Origin of the sequence: Amycolatopsis sp. cmx-4-61 (assembly GCF_046548775.1) — a bacterium.
GTDB lineage: Bacteria > Actinomycetota > Actinomycetes > Mycobacteriales > Pseudonocardiaceae > Amycolatopsis.
The window spans coordinates 180,188-194,140 of the sequence record NZ_JAEBEI010000006.1 but is presented as its reverse complement, the minus strand read 5'-3'; the positions used below and the strand labels follow the sequence as shown (position 1 = coordinate 194,140).

At 72.5% G+C, this 13,953-nt stretch carries 19 protein-coding genes; 8 read left to right on the top strand and 11 right to left on the bottom strand.

The window, feature by feature from the left end:
• Positions 1-19: 19 nt before the first annotated feature.
• Both ACLJOU_RS19895 and ACLJOU_RS19890 read right to left on the bottom strand, forming a co-directional pair.
• On the bottom strand, positions 20-817 hold the full coding sequence (locus ACLJOU_RS19895) for an SRPBCC family protein (protein WP_410569139.1): 798 nt from the start codon (positions 815-817) through the stop codon (positions 20-22).
• A 53-nt stretch (positions 818-870) separates the two neighbouring features.
• Positions 871-1,287, bottom strand: coding sequence for a MarR family winged helix-turn-helix transcriptional regulator (locus ACLJOU_RS19890; RefSeq protein WP_410569138.1), 417 nt, complete (start codon positions 1,285-1,287; stop codon positions 871-873).
• Positions 1,288-1,365: 78 nt separating this feature from the next.
• On the opposite strand from ACLJOU_RS19890, the gene ACLJOU_RS19885 reads away from it, so the two are divergent.
• A complete protein-coding gene (locus ACLJOU_RS19885; protein WP_410569137.1) occupies positions 1,366-1,929 on the top strand; it encodes a flavodoxin family protein in 564 nt (187 codons plus the stop codon).
• On the opposite strand, the gene ACLJOU_RS19880 is transcribed toward ACLJOU_RS19885, so the two are convergent.
• The gene (locus ACLJOU_RS19880; protein WP_410569136.1) at positions 1,926-2,498 is read right to left on the bottom strand and encodes a TetR/AcrR family transcriptional regulator; all 573 of its coding nucleotides are present in this window, start codon (positions 2,496-2,498) and stop codon (positions 1,926-1,928) included. The two genes, ACLJOU_RS19885 and ACLJOU_RS19880, sit on opposite strands and share 4 nt — an antisense overlap.
• 73 nt (positions 2,499-2,571) lie before the next feature.
• Here ACLJOU_RS19880 and ACLJOU_RS19875 point away from each other — a divergent pair, with 73 nt between their 5' ends.
• Positions 2,572-3,762 carry an FAD-dependent monooxygenase gene (locus tag ACLJOU_RS19875; RefSeq protein ID WP_410569135.1) on the top strand — a complete coding sequence of 397 codons (1,191 nt, stop codon included), beginning with the start codon at positions 2,572-2,574 and terminating at the stop codon, positions 3,760-3,762.
• Here ACLJOU_RS19875 and ACLJOU_RS19870 read toward each other — a convergent pair.
• Entirely contained in the window at positions 3,728-4,093 is a 366-nt protein-coding gene (locus ACLJOU_RS19870) for a winged helix-turn-helix transcriptional regulator (protein WP_354917938.1), read from the bottom strand. The genes ACLJOU_RS19875 and ACLJOU_RS19870 overlap by 35 nt on opposite strands.
• Before the next feature lie 82 nt (positions 4,094-4,175).
• Here ACLJOU_RS19870 and ACLJOU_RS19865 point away from each other — a divergent pair, with 82 nt between their 5' ends.
• From ACLJOU_RS19865 to ACLJOU_RS19850, 4 genes are all read left to right on the top strand, one after another.
• Positions 4,176-5,027 (top strand): NAD(P)-dependent oxidoreductase, encoded by an 852-nt coding sequence (locus ACLJOU_RS19865; protein WP_410569134.1) that lies wholly within the window; start codon positions 4,176-4,178, stop codon positions 5,025-5,027.
• A complete protein-coding gene (locus ACLJOU_RS19860) occupies positions 5,024-5,773 on the top strand; it encodes an SDR family NAD(P)-dependent oxidoreductase (protein ID WP_410569133.1) in 750 nt (249 codons plus the stop codon). Before ACLJOU_RS19865 ends, ACLJOU_RS19860 begins: the two co-directional genes overlap by 4 nt.
• A gap of 126 nt (positions 5,774-5,899) precedes the next feature.
• Positions 5,900-6,898, top strand: a complete 999-nt coding sequence (locus tag ACLJOU_RS19855; protein WP_410569132.1) for a GlxA family transcriptional regulator — start codon at positions 5,900-5,902, stop codon at positions 6,896-6,898.
• A 20-nt stretch (positions 6,899-6,918) separates the two neighbouring features.
• Positions 6,919-7,803, top strand: a complete 885-nt coding sequence (locus ACLJOU_RS19850; protein ID WP_410569131.1) for a transglutaminase domain-containing protein — start codon at positions 6,919-6,921, stop codon at positions 7,801-7,803.
• Here the strand turns inward: ACLJOU_RS19850 and ACLJOU_RS19845 are convergent.
• A complete protein-coding gene (locus tag ACLJOU_RS19845; protein WP_410569130.1) occupies positions 7,760-8,662 on the bottom strand; it encodes a LysR family transcriptional regulator in 903 nt (300 codons plus the stop codon). The two genes, ACLJOU_RS19850 and ACLJOU_RS19845, sit on opposite strands and share 44 nt — an antisense overlap.
• Before the next feature lie 96 nt (positions 8,663-8,758).
• On the opposite strand from ACLJOU_RS19845, the gene ACLJOU_RS19840 reads away from it, so the two are divergent.
• Entirely contained in the window at positions 8,759-9,142 is a 384-nt protein-coding gene (locus ACLJOU_RS19840; RefSeq protein WP_410569129.1) for a nuclear transport factor 2 family protein, read from the top strand.
• A gap of 17 nt (positions 9,143-9,159) precedes the next feature.
• On the opposite strand, the gene ACLJOU_RS19835 is transcribed toward ACLJOU_RS19840, so the two are convergent.
• From ACLJOU_RS19835 to ACLJOU_RS19825, 3 genes are all read right to left on the bottom strand, one after another.
• Positions 9,160-9,801 (bottom strand): TetR/AcrR family transcriptional regulator, encoded by a 642-nt coding sequence (locus ACLJOU_RS19835; RefSeq protein ID WP_410569128.1) that lies wholly within the window; start codon positions 9,799-9,801, stop codon positions 9,160-9,162.
• A gap of 24 nt (positions 9,802-9,825) precedes the next feature.
• Positions 9,826-10,644, bottom strand: a complete 819-nt coding sequence (locus tag ACLJOU_RS19830; RefSeq protein WP_410569127.1) for a class I SAM-dependent methyltransferase — start codon at positions 10,642-10,644, stop codon at positions 9,826-9,828.
• Between the two features lie 123 nt (positions 10,645-10,767).
• Positions 10,768-11,619 carry a sigma-70 family RNA polymerase sigma factor gene (locus ACLJOU_RS19825; protein WP_410569126.1) on the bottom strand — a complete coding sequence of 284 codons (852 nt, stop codon included), beginning with the start codon at positions 11,617-11,619 and terminating at the stop codon, positions 10,768-10,770.
• A gap of 65 nt (positions 11,620-11,684) precedes the next feature.
• Here ACLJOU_RS19825 and ACLJOU_RS19820 point away from each other — a divergent pair, with 65 nt between their 5' ends.
• A complete protein-coding gene (locus ACLJOU_RS19820) occupies positions 11,685-12,734 on the top strand; it encodes an alkene reductase (RefSeq protein WP_410569125.1) in 1,050 nt (349 codons plus the stop codon).
• Here the strand turns inward: ACLJOU_RS19820 and ACLJOU_RS19815 are convergent.
• The 3 genes from ACLJOU_RS19815 to ACLJOU_RS19805 are packed head-to-tail and all read right to left on the bottom strand — an operon-like array spanning position 12,692 to position 13,817.
• Positions 12,692-13,090, bottom strand: a complete 399-nt coding sequence (locus ACLJOU_RS19815; protein ID WP_410569124.1) for a nuclear transport factor 2 family protein — start codon at positions 13,088-13,090, stop codon at positions 12,692-12,694. The two genes, ACLJOU_RS19820 and ACLJOU_RS19815, sit on opposite strands and share 43 nt — an antisense overlap.
• A gap of 56 nt (positions 13,091-13,146) precedes the next feature.
• Positions 13,147-13,485, bottom strand: coding sequence for a VOC family protein (locus ACLJOU_RS19810; protein WP_410569123.1), 339 nt, complete (start codon positions 13,483-13,485; stop codon positions 13,147-13,149).
• Between the two features lie 11 nt (positions 13,486-13,496).
• A complete protein-coding gene (locus tag ACLJOU_RS19805) occupies positions 13,497-13,817 on the bottom strand; it encodes a DUF6223 family protein (protein ID WP_410569122.1) in 321 nt (106 codons plus the stop codon).
• Positions 13,818-13,953: the final 136 nt, after the last annotated feature.

The window sequence follows — 13,953 nt, the reverse complement described above, 5'->3', positions numbered from 1 at the left end:
CGGGCGTCCCGCCCGCGCGTCAACCTTGGGTCGGATGCTCCGCGTAGTGCTTCCGGACGGCTTCGACGCGGTCGGGCGGCCAGTCCGGCAGGTCGACGCCGTGGGTGGCGGCGAACAGCTTGTCGAGCTGCTCGTGCCGCCGGGCCAGCTGCGCCGGGACGTCGTCCCCGGCCGTTTCGGTGAACTCGACGCGAGTGCCTTCGCGCGGGTCGTGCACCAGGCGCCAGCCGGGCTCGTCCGGGAGCAGCGGCCGCAGCTCGTCGAGGGGTTTGAAGCCGAGGTCACGGCGGAAGCGGATCGTGCCGTCCTCGAGGACTTCGCCGTCGTCGAGGCCGAATTCCGCCACATAGGACGCCATCCGCGCGTGCCAGCCTTGCGGCTGCTCGAAGTCCTGCCCGGCCAGACGCGTGGCGAGCGTGTCGAGGCAGACGTCCCAGCCGGCGGCGGTGCGGCCGCCGGCGAGCTTGGCGATCGCCGGGTCGCCGCGGCCGAAGGTGTGCGTGAACTCCAGCAGGCTGCCGTCGCCGTCGGGGGTGATCAGCCAGCGCAGGGTGTCGTCGTTCCAGACGAAGGTGAACTCGCGCGGCGGGTCGACGGTGAGCACCCGCCCGGTCGTCGTGGTGTCCTCGCCGGGGAAGGTGAACCGGATGGCGCCGCCGTCCCGCAGCTCGACGTCGACCTTCGCGGGGAACCAGTGCCCGAGCTCGGCCGGGTCCGTGAGCGCCCGCCAGACCCGTTCGGGTGCGTGCTTCAGGCGGCGTTCCAGCCGGAGCACCGGTCGTTCGCCGTCGGTCTGCAGCTTCGCTCGTCCGGACACGCGTCCTCCCGTGGGTTGCCGTGCCGGTATATAACCACTGAGGAATATGTGGGTCAAGCGCCGCGGACGGCGGAGACGGCGGCGGCGAGCTCCGGGTCGCTCGCGGCCTTGTCGAGCGCGGTCCGCAGCACCGCGTTGTACGTCGGCTCGGTTTCGGCGTAGCGCTTGCGGCCGGCGTCGGTGATCACCGAGTAGACGCCGCGGCGGTCGTTTTCGCACAGGTCGCGGAGGGTCAGGCCGGCGTCTTCGAGGCGGGCGCACATCCGGCTGACCGAGCTCTGGTTGAGGCCGATGGCCTCGGCGAGCTCCTGCATCCGCAAGCCCCCGCGGGGGCCGGCGACCAGCTTCCCCAGTGCGCGGTACTCGGACAGGCCGAGCCCGTGGCGCCGGTGCAGTGCTTTGGCGAGTTCCTGCTCGATCCGGGCGTGCAGGACGAGTACCCGGCCCCAGGCCTGTTCGTCGGCAGTCATCTTCCGGCCTCCTCTTGACGCCAGGGTAGTCCAGGGACAGTATTTATATGTACATGCAAGTACTTCGAGAGGGTGGACATGAGCGATCGCAGCTTCCTGTTCCTGGTGGGCGCCGCGCGGGCCGGGGGCAACACCGAGACACTGGCCCGGCTGGCGGCGAAGGAGCTGCCGCAGGACGTCGAGCAGCGGTGGATCCGGCTGCCCGAGGTGCCGCTGCCGCCGTTCGAGGACCGCCGGCACGGCGCCGGTGAGCACCCCGAGCCGGGGGAGAACGAGCAGCTGCTGATGGACGCGACCTTCGCCGCCACGGACATCGTGATCGCCTCGCCGGTGTACTGGTATTCGGTCTCGGCGAGCGTGAAGCTGTACCTCGACTACTGGTCGGGCTGGATGCGGCTGCCGGTGGAGTTCAAGCCGCGGATGCGCGGCAAGACGCTGTGGGGCGTCAGCGTCCTGAGCGAGACGCCCCGCGAGGCCCAGCCGCTGATCGGCACGCTGGAACTCTGCGCCGAATACCTGGGCATGAACTGGGGCGGGGTACTGCTGGGCAACGGCAGCCGCCCGGGTGACGTCCTGCGCGACGCCGAGGCGATGGCGGCCGCACCGACGTTCTTCACCGGCGCGGACCTGGTCACCGCCTAAGCCAGGACGTCCCGCGCGATCAGGCGCAGGCCGCGCACCAGGTCGTCGCCCGAGGGGGCGTGGCCCGGGTCGATCAGCCACTGGAGCATCACGCCCGACAGCAGGGCCTGGTGGACCGTGCCGACGGCCCGGGCCTCGGCGCTTCCGTCGTCGAGGCCCTGGAACAGGTTCGCCAGGCCGTGCCGGGCCTGTTCGACCGCGTTCGCGAGCTGGGCGCGGACGCTCTCGTCGAGGTCCGGCTGCGAGCAGGCTTCGAAGCTCACCGCCCACATCCGGCGGTGCTCGCCGAACGACTCGATCACCCGCTGCCAGATCAGCGCGAAGCGCTCGGCCGGCGGCGTGTCCGGCGGCGTCTCCACCCGGAGCGTCTTCGCCAGCGTTTCGCCCCACTCCTCGTTCGCCTCGATCAGCGCGGCGTTGAGCAGTGCCTCGCGCGAGCCGAAGTGGTACCCGATGGCCGCCATGCTCACGTTCGCCGCCGAGGCCAGGTCCCGCACGGTCGTGCGGGCATAGCCCTTTTCGTACAGGCAGCGCTTCGCGCCGGCCAGCAGTGACTCCTTGTTGCCCATGGCGGGACCCTAGCACGATCGTCTTAGGCGTTCGCATTGCGCGATCGCCCAAATCGGGGTTACCGTCTTCGGCATGCGGAACCGACGAGTCCTGATTTCCGGCGCGAGCGTCGCCGGCCCGGCCCTGGCCTGCTGGCTCCATCGTCACGGCTTCACCCCGACGGTCGTCGAACGCGCTCCCGAACTGCGCGACGGCGGCTACGCGGTCGACTTCCGGGGAGCGTCCCTGCGGGTCCTCGACCGGATGGGCCTGCTGGGCGCCGTCGAAGCGGCGGCGACCCGGATGGGCGCAGTGACCTATGTGGACAGTGCGGACCGGCCGCTGGTGGTGACGCCGCCGACCTACCAGAGCGGCGAGCTGGAGATCCTGCGCGGCGACCTCGCGCGCATCCTGTACGACGCCACGAAGGACGACGTCGAGTACGTCTTCGGCGACTCGATCACCGGCATCGGCGAGCACGGCGACGGCGTGACGGTGACCTTCGCCCGCACCGAGCCGCGCGAGTTCGACCTGGTCATCGGGGCCGACGGGCTGCACTCCACCGTGCGGTCGCTGGCCTTCGGCGACGAAACCCGGTTCCGGCGCGACCTCGGCTACCACGTCGCCATCTGCACCGTGCCGAACCACCTCGGCCTCGACCGCGCCGGCCGGTTCCACAACGAGCCGAACCGGACCGTCGGCGTCTACAGCGCGCGGGACAACACCGAAGCCAAGGCGCTGTTCTGGTTCGGCTCCGCTGGGCTGGACTACGACCACCGTGACGTCGAGCAGCAGCGCCGGATCGTCGAGGAGACGTTCCGCGATGTCGGCTGGGAGACGCCGACGCTGCTGAAGGCCATGCGGGAAGCGCCGGACTTCTACTTCGACTCGGCGAGCCAGATCAGGCTGGACGCGTACTCGCGCGGGCGCGTCGCGCTGGTCGGCGACGCCGCGTACTGCGCCGCGCCGCTCTCGGGCATGGGGACGAGCCTGGCGATCGTCGGCGCGTACGTGCTCGCGGGCGAGCTGGCGGCCGCCGGCGGCGACCACACGACGGCGTTCGGCGCCTACACCGCCGAGATGCGCGGCTTCGTCGACGCGTGCCAGAAGCTGGGTCAGGGCAACGGGAAGTGGTTCGTCCCGCCGACACGCGCGTGGCTGAAGTTCCGCAACCTCAACTACCGGCTGCTGCCGTACCTGCCGTGGCGCAGGCTGATCGAGGAACTGCCGCTGAAAGCAGGCAACGCGATCACGCTGAAGCCGTATGCGGCGGCGCGGGCGTGACGCCGCGGCGCTTCGCGATGCCGGCCATGTTCTCCTCACCCCAGTCGCCCAGCGGCAGCAACGCCGTGTTCAGCCGCTGACCCAGCTCGGTCAGCGAGTATTCGACCTTCGGCGGGATCTCGTGGAACACCTCGCGGTGCACGATTTCGTCCGCCTCCAGCTCGCGCAGGGCCTGGATCAGCATCTTTTCACTGATCCCCGCCACCTTCCGCTTCAGCTCGCCGAACCGCAGGGGCTCGGCGTGCAGCGCCCAGAGGATCAGGGCCTTCCAGCGGCCGCCGATGACGTCGACGGCCGCGTCCAGTCCGCAGCGGTACGTTCGAGGCTGCATCCAGGATCCTTACGTTTTGGTGGGTACCTGACTTATTAGTCGGTACTTGTCCAGTGTAAAGCGCGTCAGCAGCATGGAAGCCATGGGAGAAAGCAAGAAACAGGTGGGCGTGCTCGGCCTGGGGCGGATGGGCGCCGCCCTCGCCGGCGCGCTCGTGGGGGCGGGGCACGACGTCTCGGTGTGGAACCGGTCGCCGCTCAAGGCGGGACCACTGCTCGACCGGGGCGCCCGGCTCGCGGCGACCCCGGCGGAAGCGGCCTCGGCCGACGTCGTCATCAGCTGTCTGTCCACTTACGACGCTCAGCAGCCGGTACTGGAAGCCGCGTCCCCGAAGGTGCTCGTCAGCCTCACGTCCGGGACGCCGGAGCAGGCGCGCGGTGTCGCGAAGTGGGCTGCCTCCGAGGGGATCGACTACGTGGACGGCGCGATCATGGCCGTGCCGCAGGGCATCGGGACGCCGGAGGCGCAGATCCTCTACGGCGGCTCGGAGCCGGCCTTCACGACGCAGCGGGACGTGCTCGAAGTACTGGGGACGCCGGTGTTCCTCGGCGAGGACGCCGGGCGGCCCGCGCTGTTCGACCTGGCGCTGCTCGGCATGATGTGGTCGACCATGGCCGGCTACCTGCACGCGCTCGCGCTGGTCGGGACCGAAGGCGTCACGCCGGCGCAGTTCACGCCGATGGCGTCGGCGTGGCACACGGCCGTCGGCGGGTTCCTGCCCGGCCTCGGCGCCCAGGTCGCCAGCGGGGACTACGCCACCGAAGTGTCCGCATTGGACATCAACGCGGCCGGGCTCGGCCTGCTGGTCGAGACGAGCCGCGCGCAGGGAATCAGTGCGGCGGTGCCCACCGTGCTGCGGGAATTGTTCGACCGCGCGGTCGCGGCGGGCCACGGCTCGCACGCGATCGCCAGCGTCATCGAGGAGATCCGGTGAAGTACTCCGGCAAGAAGGCCGTCGTCACCGGCGGCACCCACGGCATGGGCCTGGCGGTGGTCCGCGCCCTGCTCGACGGCGGCGCGGAGGTGCTGCTGACCGGCCGGGACGTGTCGCCGCTGGAAGGGAAACTGCCCGGCAAAGCGCACCTGCTGTCGTCGGACGCGGCCCGCCTGGCCGACGTCGAGGAGCTGGGCACGGTGGCCGCGGACACGCTCGGCGAGCTGGACCTGGTGTTCGTCAACGTCGGGTTTTCGACGCTGACGCCGCACGAGGACGCGACCCCCGAGCTGTACGACCGCACGTTCGACGTGAACACCAAGGGCGCGTACTTCACGGCCCGGCGGCTGGCACCGCTGGTCCGGCCGGGTGGCTCGTTCGTCTTCACGACGTCGGTCGCGGCCGAGGCGGGGATCGCGGGAATGGGGTTGTATTCGGCGGCGAAGGCCGCGGTTCGCTCGTTCGCCCGCACGTACGCGGCGGAGCTGGCCCCGCGCGGGATCCGGGTGAACGTGGTCAGCCCCGGCTACACGGACACGCCGACGATGGGCGTGACGGGTGTGCCCGAGGCGGTACTGGCGGAGTTCAAGGCGATCGGCGACGAGACAACGCCCCTGAAGCGCCACGCGAGTCCGGAGGAGGTAGCGGCGGCGGTGCTGTTCCTGGCGTTCGAGGCGACGTTCACCACGGGCGCCGACCTCCCGGTCGACGGCGGCCTGGGGCAGCGCCTCACGTTGCCCGCGTGAGGCGCGGCGCGGGCCGGTAGCGCCGGTGGTGTGGCCGGGGCAGGCCTTCGGCGGGGCTGCCCCGGCCACGCGGGTGGTCGCGGCCGATCGAGTGGCCCGAAGGCCATCATGTGCAAGAATCGAGCCATGGCCGAATTCGTGTACCCGAACCGTCACCACGTCGCCGTCCTGGTCCGCCACGGCATGCTGGTGATGGAGGTGGGCATCGTGCACCGCCTGTTCGGCCAAGCCCGCTCGGCGGCCGGCGAGCCGCTGTACGAGGTCGTGACCTGCACACTCGAGCCCGGCCTGGTGCGCACGGACGCGGACCTCGCCATCCCCGTCGACCGCGGCCCCGAGGTGCTGGCCGAGGCCGACACCGTGATCGTCCCGGCGTCGCTGACCGAGTACGAACCGATGGCGCGGGTGCTGACCCCGCCGCTCAAGGCCGCGCTCGACCGCATTCCGCCGGACGCGCGGATCGCGTCCATCTGCACCGGCGCGTTCGTCCTCGCCGCGGCCGGGCTGCTCGACGGCCGCCCGGCCACCACCCACTGGCGCTCCGCGGAGGAACTGCAGGACCGGTTCCCCGAGGTCGACGTGGATCCGTGCGTGCTCTACACCGACGACGGCGACGTGCTGACGTCGGCCGGCGTCGCCGCCGGAATCGACCTGGTGCTGCACATGATCCGCCGCGACCACGGCGCGGCCGTGGCCAACGAAGTCGCCCGCGGAACGGTCGTGTCCCCGCACCGCGAGGGCGGCCAGGCCCAGTTCGTCCGGCGGCCGGTTCCCGAGCCCGGCACGTCGTCGACCAAGGCGGCGCGAGCGTGGGCGCTGGAGAACCTGCACCGGCCGCTGACGCTGCGCGAGCTCGCCGCCCGCGAGGCGATGAGCACCCGCACGTTCACCCGCCGCTTCCGCGAGGAGGTCGGCATTTCGGCGCTGCAATGGCTGACGCAGCAACGGGTCGAGCGCGCCCGCCAGCTGCTCGAGGAGACCGACCTGCCGGTCGACCGCGTCGCCACGGAAGCCGGTTTCGGCACGGCGGCCTCGCTGCGCCAGCACTTCCAGGCGGCGCTCGGGGTGTCGCCGAGCGCGTACCGGTCGACGTTCCGCGGCGAACTGGCTGTTCAAGCCGGCTGAAATCCGGATAGCGTCACGGCATGGACGACTTCTACGTCAGCCACAGCCGCTTCAGCGACCCGGGCCCGCACGCCGGCTGGCTCGACGCGGCCCCCGCCGACCTCGCCGCCCTGCGTGAAGCCGCGTCCCAGCTGGTGTTCCACTACTGGGGCGCCGGCCCCATCACCGACCACGGTTTCCCGGCGGCCCGCAACGACGAGATCACCCTGCGGTACGCCGCGGACATGTGGGCACGCCTGCGCGAACTCGACCCGGCACCACCCGGCGAACCGCGGCCGACGCTGCACCGGATCGTCGGCTGCTGCCGCGACTTCACGCTGCTCTTCGTCTCGATGGCGCGCCAGCACGGCATCCCGGCCCGCGCCCGCGTCGGCTTCGCGAGCTACCTGATGCCCGGCTGGTACCTCGACCACGTCGTCGCCGAGGTCCGCACCGCCAACGGCTGGCGCCTCGTCGAGCCCCAGCTGTCACCCGGCTTCCACGACCCCGGGGACGACGTCGAGTTCGACCTCCTCGACGTCCCGCGCAACCGGTTCCTGACCGGCCCCGACGCGTGGACCGCGGCCCGCTCGGGCGAGCTCGACCCGGACCGGCTCGTCGTCTCGCCGGACCTGGACGTGCCGTTCCTGCGCGGCCTCCCGTACGCGTGGCACAACCTCGTGCTCGACCTCGCCGCGCTCAACAAGCACGAGATGCTCCAGTGGGACCTCTGGGGCGCCGTCGACGACGCCGTTTCGCTCGCCCCGGCCACCCTCGCCCGCGCCGACGAACTGGCCGAGCTGATGGCCGGCGCGGACGTCGGCCGGCTGCGGGCCGCCTTCGAGGCGGACGACGTCCGCGTGCCGCCGGTGATCCACACGGTCACCCCGCCGGGACGGCTCCCGGCCGAGGTAGTGCTTCGCTGACCTCGGCCGCGGTCCGCACGAACCGCGCGATCCGCGGATCCCGCGCCCCGGCCGGCCAGGCGAGGGCCAGCGAGTACGGCGTCGCGTCGACGACCGGCCGGTAGACGACGTCGTCCCGCGACCGCAGCTCGGCGACCGACGCGGGCAGCAGCGCGACCGCCTGCCCGAGCGCGACCGTCTCCAGCAGCTGGGCGCTGTCGTGCACGACCGGCCCCGGTGTCACCGGCCCGCCGGTGACGTCCTGCCCGGACCAGTACGCCCGGTCCGCGGCCGAGGACAGCGGCCAGCACGGCGTCGGCCGCCCGGCGAGGTCGGCGCAGGTCAGCACCGACCGTCCGGCGAGCTCGTGGTCCGCGGGCAGCGCGGCCACCCGCGGCTCGCTGAACAGCACTTCGACGTCCAAGCCGTGGTGCGAGCTGCCGTGACAGCCGAGGACGGCCACGTCGGCCCGCCCGTCCCGCAGCATCTCCGTCTGCTCGCCGAACCCGCTGACCCGGACGTCGACCGGATCCGGGTGCGCATCGGCGATCCGCCGCAGCAGGTCGGTGGCGACTCCCGGCTTCGCGGTGACGACGAGCGCCGGCGTCCGCTGCGCCGCCCGCCGGGTGCGCCGGACCGCCGCGGTGACGGCGTCCAGCGCCTTCGCCGACTCGGCGAAGAGGACGGCGCCGGCCGGCGTCAGCGAGACGTGCCGGCTGGTGCGTTCGAAGAGCTGCACCCCGAGCCGCCGCTCCAGCAGCCGGATCGCGCGTGACAGCGGTGGCTGCGCCATCCCGAGCCGCTCGGCGGCGCGGGAGAAGTTCAGCTCTTCGGCGACCGCGCGGAAATACCGCAGCTCACGGACCTCGACATCGTCCATACCGGGAGAGTATCGCGGCAGAGTCCACAGGTCTTTCCCTTTCTGTTTCGCGAATGGTGGAGTTGGTGTCGATAACTCCACAAAGGACGGACGTCGATGACGGAAACGCAACGCAACAAGGAAGTGGTCCTGGCCTTCCTCCGGACGGCTTTCACCGAGAAGCGCCCGGCCGACGCCTTCGCCGAGCACGTCGGTGAAAGCTACATCCAGCACCACCCCCACGCCCCGGCGAGCGCGGCGGCCTCGGCCCGGTACCTGGCCGGGTTCGTGGCCCGGTTCCCGGAGCTCACCCTGGAAGTGCACCGGGTGATCGCCGAGGGCGACCTCGTCGGCACGCACAGCCTGCTGCGCCTGACACCCGGCTCGCGGGGGAGCGCGGTCGCGGACGTGATGCGGGTGCGGGACGGCCGGATCGTGGAGCACTGGGATGTGGTGCAGGAGGTTCCGGAAGCGACGGTGAGCGGCAACCCGGTGGTGTAGGCAGGCTCGCCGGGTGCTCACCCGTCGGCGACGGTCTCCGGTGGCGGTTCGGGGTCCCGCGGGGCGATGCCGTGGAGGGCGGCGGTCACCACCGAGTTCACCGGTGGTGGGTCGAGGGGGGCCGTGTGCGGGAAGACCGTGGTCAGTACCGAGGCGTGGCAGTAGCCGACCAGCATCGCCGCTGTTGCGTCCACTTCGGACTCCACGCGCAGGCGGCCCAATGCTCGCTCCGCCTCCAGGTAGGCCACCAGCCGATCCCGCCAGTAGCCGGACCGCTCGCTGATCTCCGCGAACCGCTCCAGGACCCGAGGCTGCGCGACCAGCCCGCTGAACGCCGGCACGAGTGCCTTGTGCAGCGCCAGACCGAACTCCACGTGGCGGCGGAGGTTCCCGGTGAGGGTGCCTTCGCCCGCCACCGGCAGCTCACCGAGTTCCGCCTCCGTCGCGCGCACGTGCTCCAGCAAGGCCCGGGCCACCAGCTCCTCCTTGTCGGAGAAGTGGTTGTAGAGCACGCCGTCGGCGACGCCCGCCATGCGCGCGATCTCGCGCACGGTCATGCCGGCCGTGCCGTGCGTGGCGATCATCTTCTGCGCGGTCTCGACCAGCAGGTCGTGCAGTGACTGCCCGTCCCGCTGGGCGGCGGCTTTCCTCGGTGACATCACCCGCCATCGTACGGGCGCCCGCTACGGCCTCCTTCCCGTGACCAGCCACGCCGTGCCGCGCAGCCGGACCGCGTCGGGAACCGCAAAGCGTTCGAGTGCCCCGGCCAGTGCCTCGGTCGCCTTGGCCGCCCGCGCGCTGTCGACCTGCCTCAGGTGGTGGCGGACCGGACCCCAGTCTGCGATGAACCCCGCCGCATCCGGGATGTCCCGGCCCCAGACCTGATCGGCCTCGACGCGGGTGCACGCCACGTCCTCGAAGCCGGCTTCGGTCAGCACCGCTCGGGTGTGGCCCGGGTCCGCGAACGACGTCGGCCCGCTGCCGTCCGGCCCGGTCGGCTGCGGCAGGTAGGCCGCCATCGCGCCGAACACCCGGCCGAGATCGGTGCCGGTAAGGGCGGTCAGGCAGAGGAAAGCGAGCCGCCCGCCCGGAGACAGGGCCCGCCGGACGTTGGCGAACGCCGCCACCGGATCGGCGAAGAACATCACCCCGAACCGGCTGACCGCCAGGTCGAACGCGCCTTCGGCGAACGGGTGGACCTGGACGTCACCCTGCTCGAACGTCACGTTCGGCACCCCGGACGCCCGCGCCCGGGCGGTCGCGAGCATCGGCCCGGACAGGTCGACGCCGAGCGCGGACCGGGCGCGCGCCGCGGCGAGCCGCGTCAGCTGGCCCGTGCCGCAGCCGATGTCCAGCACGCGGTCCTCCGCGCCCACCCGGTCGAGCAGGTGGCCGTTGAAGCCGCTGTTCACGTCGTCGTAGCGGTCGGCGTGCGCCGCCCAGTGCTCGCCTTCGTAGCCGTTCCACGCCTCGGCCTGTGCGGTGTTGACGATCCCGGTCATCCCCATCCCCTCTCATGAACACGCGTTCATGAACGTCTGTTCATGGTCCCGCCGCCGCAGAAGCCTGTCAAGGAACCGATCCCTGAAGACCGCATCGATCACCTGTTCGAGTGGTCGCTCGGGTCAAGCGCTGAGGAGCGTGATGTGCAGCGCGGCGAGGCGGGCGGGGTCGGCGATCACCTCGTACGCGGCCACCCGCTCGCCGTCGACCGTCACGGCCAGGGCGAGCACCAGCCGGCCGCGCGGTGCGACGACAACGCCGACCGCGCCGTCGACCAGGGCCGGTTCGGCGAACCGGGCCCGTTTCCCGAAGACCTGGATCTCCCCGGCCACCGCACGAGCTCCGCGCGTCTCGAGCGCCGCACCCACCGGCAGGGCAGCCGCGTCGGCGCGGCGGACGACGTCCGGCGCCAGCACGTCGAGCAGTGCGGTCAGGTCGCCGCCGCGGGCCGCGGCCAGGAACGCGTCGACCACCCGGCGGTGCCGGGCCAGGTCGGCCGGCGGCAGCGGCGCGGTGCCGCGGACCCGCTGCCGCGCGCGGCTCGCCAGCTTCTTCGCCGCCACCGGCGTGCGGTCCAGCACCGGGGCGATCCGGTCGAACGGCACCGCGAACAGGTCGTGCAGCACGAACGCGATCCGCTCGGCCGGACCGAGTGCGGCCAGCACGACGAGCAGCGCGCGGCCCACCGAGTCGGCGAGTGCGGCTTCGCCCGCCGGATCGGCGTCGGCCACCGGCTCCGGGCACACCTCGAACGGCTCCTCGCGGCGGGCTTTCCGCGCGCGCAGGACGTCGAGGCAGACGCGGGAAACGACCGTCGTCAGCCAGGCCGCCGGGTTGTCCACCGAGGCCGCGCGGCTCAGCCGAAGCCACGCTTCCTGGACGGCGTCGTCCGCTTCGGCCGCCGAGCCGAGCATCCGGTAGGCCAGCCCGCGCAGCCGGCCGCGTTCGGCCTCGAATTCCGCCGCCAGGTCCATCGGTCACCTTTCGCCCGTGTCCACCGTCGCCTCTTCGACGCATCCCTGCGACCGGAGGTGACCGGATGAGCTTGCTGACCCCTGCCGACCTGGCCGGGTGGTACCTGCCGAACCGGGTCGTCATGGCGCCGACGACCCGGGCCCGCGTCCCCGGCGGAGTGCCCGGCGACCTGCAGGCCGCCCACTACGCGCAGCGCGCCGGGGCCGGGCTCATCGTCGCCGAAGGGACTTGGGTGAGCGACCGGGCGGTCGGCTTCCCGGACGTGCCCGGGGTGTACACCGAGGCGCAGGTGGCCGGGTGGCGGCGGGTCACGGACGTCGTGCACGCGCTCGGCGGCCGGATCGTCCTGCAGTTGTGGCACACCGGAGCGGTGTCCCACCCGGACTTCCTCGGCGGCCGGCCGGCGGGACCGTCGGCGGTGAACCCGGGCGAGCCGGTGCACACGGCGTCCGGACGGCACCTGACCGGCGCCCCGCGTGAGATGAGCCCGGCCGAGATCCGGGCGACGGTCGCGGACTACGGCACGGCGGCGGAGAACGCGCGGCACGCCGGGTTCGACGGCGTCGAGATCGCGGCCAACGGGGTGTACCTGCTCGCGCAGTTCCTGCACCCGCGGCTCAACCGCCGCACCGACGCCTACGGCGGCTCCCCGGCTGCCCGCCGGAGGGTGCTCGCGGAGGTCGTCGACGCGGCCGCCGCGCACGGTCGCGTCGGGGTGCGGCTTTCGCCGTGGTGGACCGGCGGACTGTTCACTGTGGACGATGCGCTCCGCGCCGAGTACGAAGAGCTGGTCGCCGGGCTCACCGCGGACTACCTGCACCTGAGGGGACCCGACACCGGGCCGGACTTCGCGGCCTTCGCCCGCTACCGGGAGCTGTTCAACGGCCTGCTGATCGTCAACAACGGCTTCGACCGCGAGACCGGCGACGCGGTGGTCGAGGCCGGTATCGCCGACGCGGTGTCCTACGCCAGGCACTTCGTCGCGAACCCGGACCTGGTGACGCGGTTCGCGCTCGACCTGCCGGTGGTGCCGGCCGACCCCGCGACGTTCTACGGCGGCGGGGCCGCCGGTTACGTCGAGCAGGCCGCCGCGATGGCGGCGCTGTCCCAGTAGAACGGGCGCACTTCGGCGATGCGCCCGTCCACCACCTCGATCGTCTGGAGGATCGGGAAGGCGAGCTCGCGGCCGGTGGCCCGGGCGCGGGCCCGCACGTTCGTCAGCACGACCAGCGGGGACGTCGTGGCGAGGAACGTCTGGTCCACGAAGTCGAAGGCGGCCCACGTGCGGCTCATCGCCGCGAAGAACCGCTGCAGACCGTCGTGGCCGCGCCAGACGCCGCCGAACGGCAGGCCCCCGGCCTGGTGCAGCACGAAGTCGGGGGCGAAGAACCGCCGCAGCGGCGCGAAATCGCCGGTCGCGAAGTACTCGGCTTCGGCGGCGTACATGCCTTCGAGAACGGAGACGCTCATGATGATCACCATGGCGCCTGCGCGGGCGGGTCACCGGCGGAAACCGGACGCCGCGCTCAAGCCTCCGGTGACCACACCGCCAGTTCGCTGCCGCCGGGCTCGCGGAAGTGGAACCGGCGGCCGCCCGGGAACGCGAACGGCTCCTTCGTCACCACGCCGCCCGCGGCTTCCACCGCCGTGCGGGCCGCCGCCAGGTCGTCCGTGCGGATCGTCACCAGCGGTGCCCGGGGTTGCTCGGCCGGATCCGACTGGAAGCCCAAGGTGAGACCGGCGGCCCGGACGTCGGTGTAGTCCGGGCCGTACGGTGTCACCGTCCAGCCGAACGCGCGCTCGAAGAACCGGCCGGACGCCGCGGCCGACGTCGAGGGGAACTCGGCGAAATCGACTTCTTCCATGCCCCGGGACGTTAGCGGCGACCACCGACAAAACCGCGCGAGCGAGCCGCTGCCAGCCCGCCGAGGACGAGGGCGGCCGCGCCGAGCACCAGGTCCACGTAGCCCCCGACGATCCCGTACCCGGTGCCGGGACCGCCCTTCGCGGCGGCCACGACCCATCCGCCGATGACCACCGCGGCCAGGCCGCCGGCCAGTGCCACGACGGCTCCCCGGCCGCGCGCCAGGGCCAGGCCGCCCGCGACCACCCCCGCCACGCCGAGGACCGCGGCGATCAGGGACCAGAGCCGTCCGGGGGTCAGGTCGTAGGTACCGACGGCGGCGAGGACGTTCATGGGGTGCTCCTTTCGATTCCGACGCCGGGAGCATGGCCGCCCGGCCCTTCGCGCGTCGTCGTGCCGCGGCAGGCACTTCGCGCTGCCGCCCGCGCAGGAGGAACCGCCGGGCTACCACCGCCGCAGTAGCCCGGAA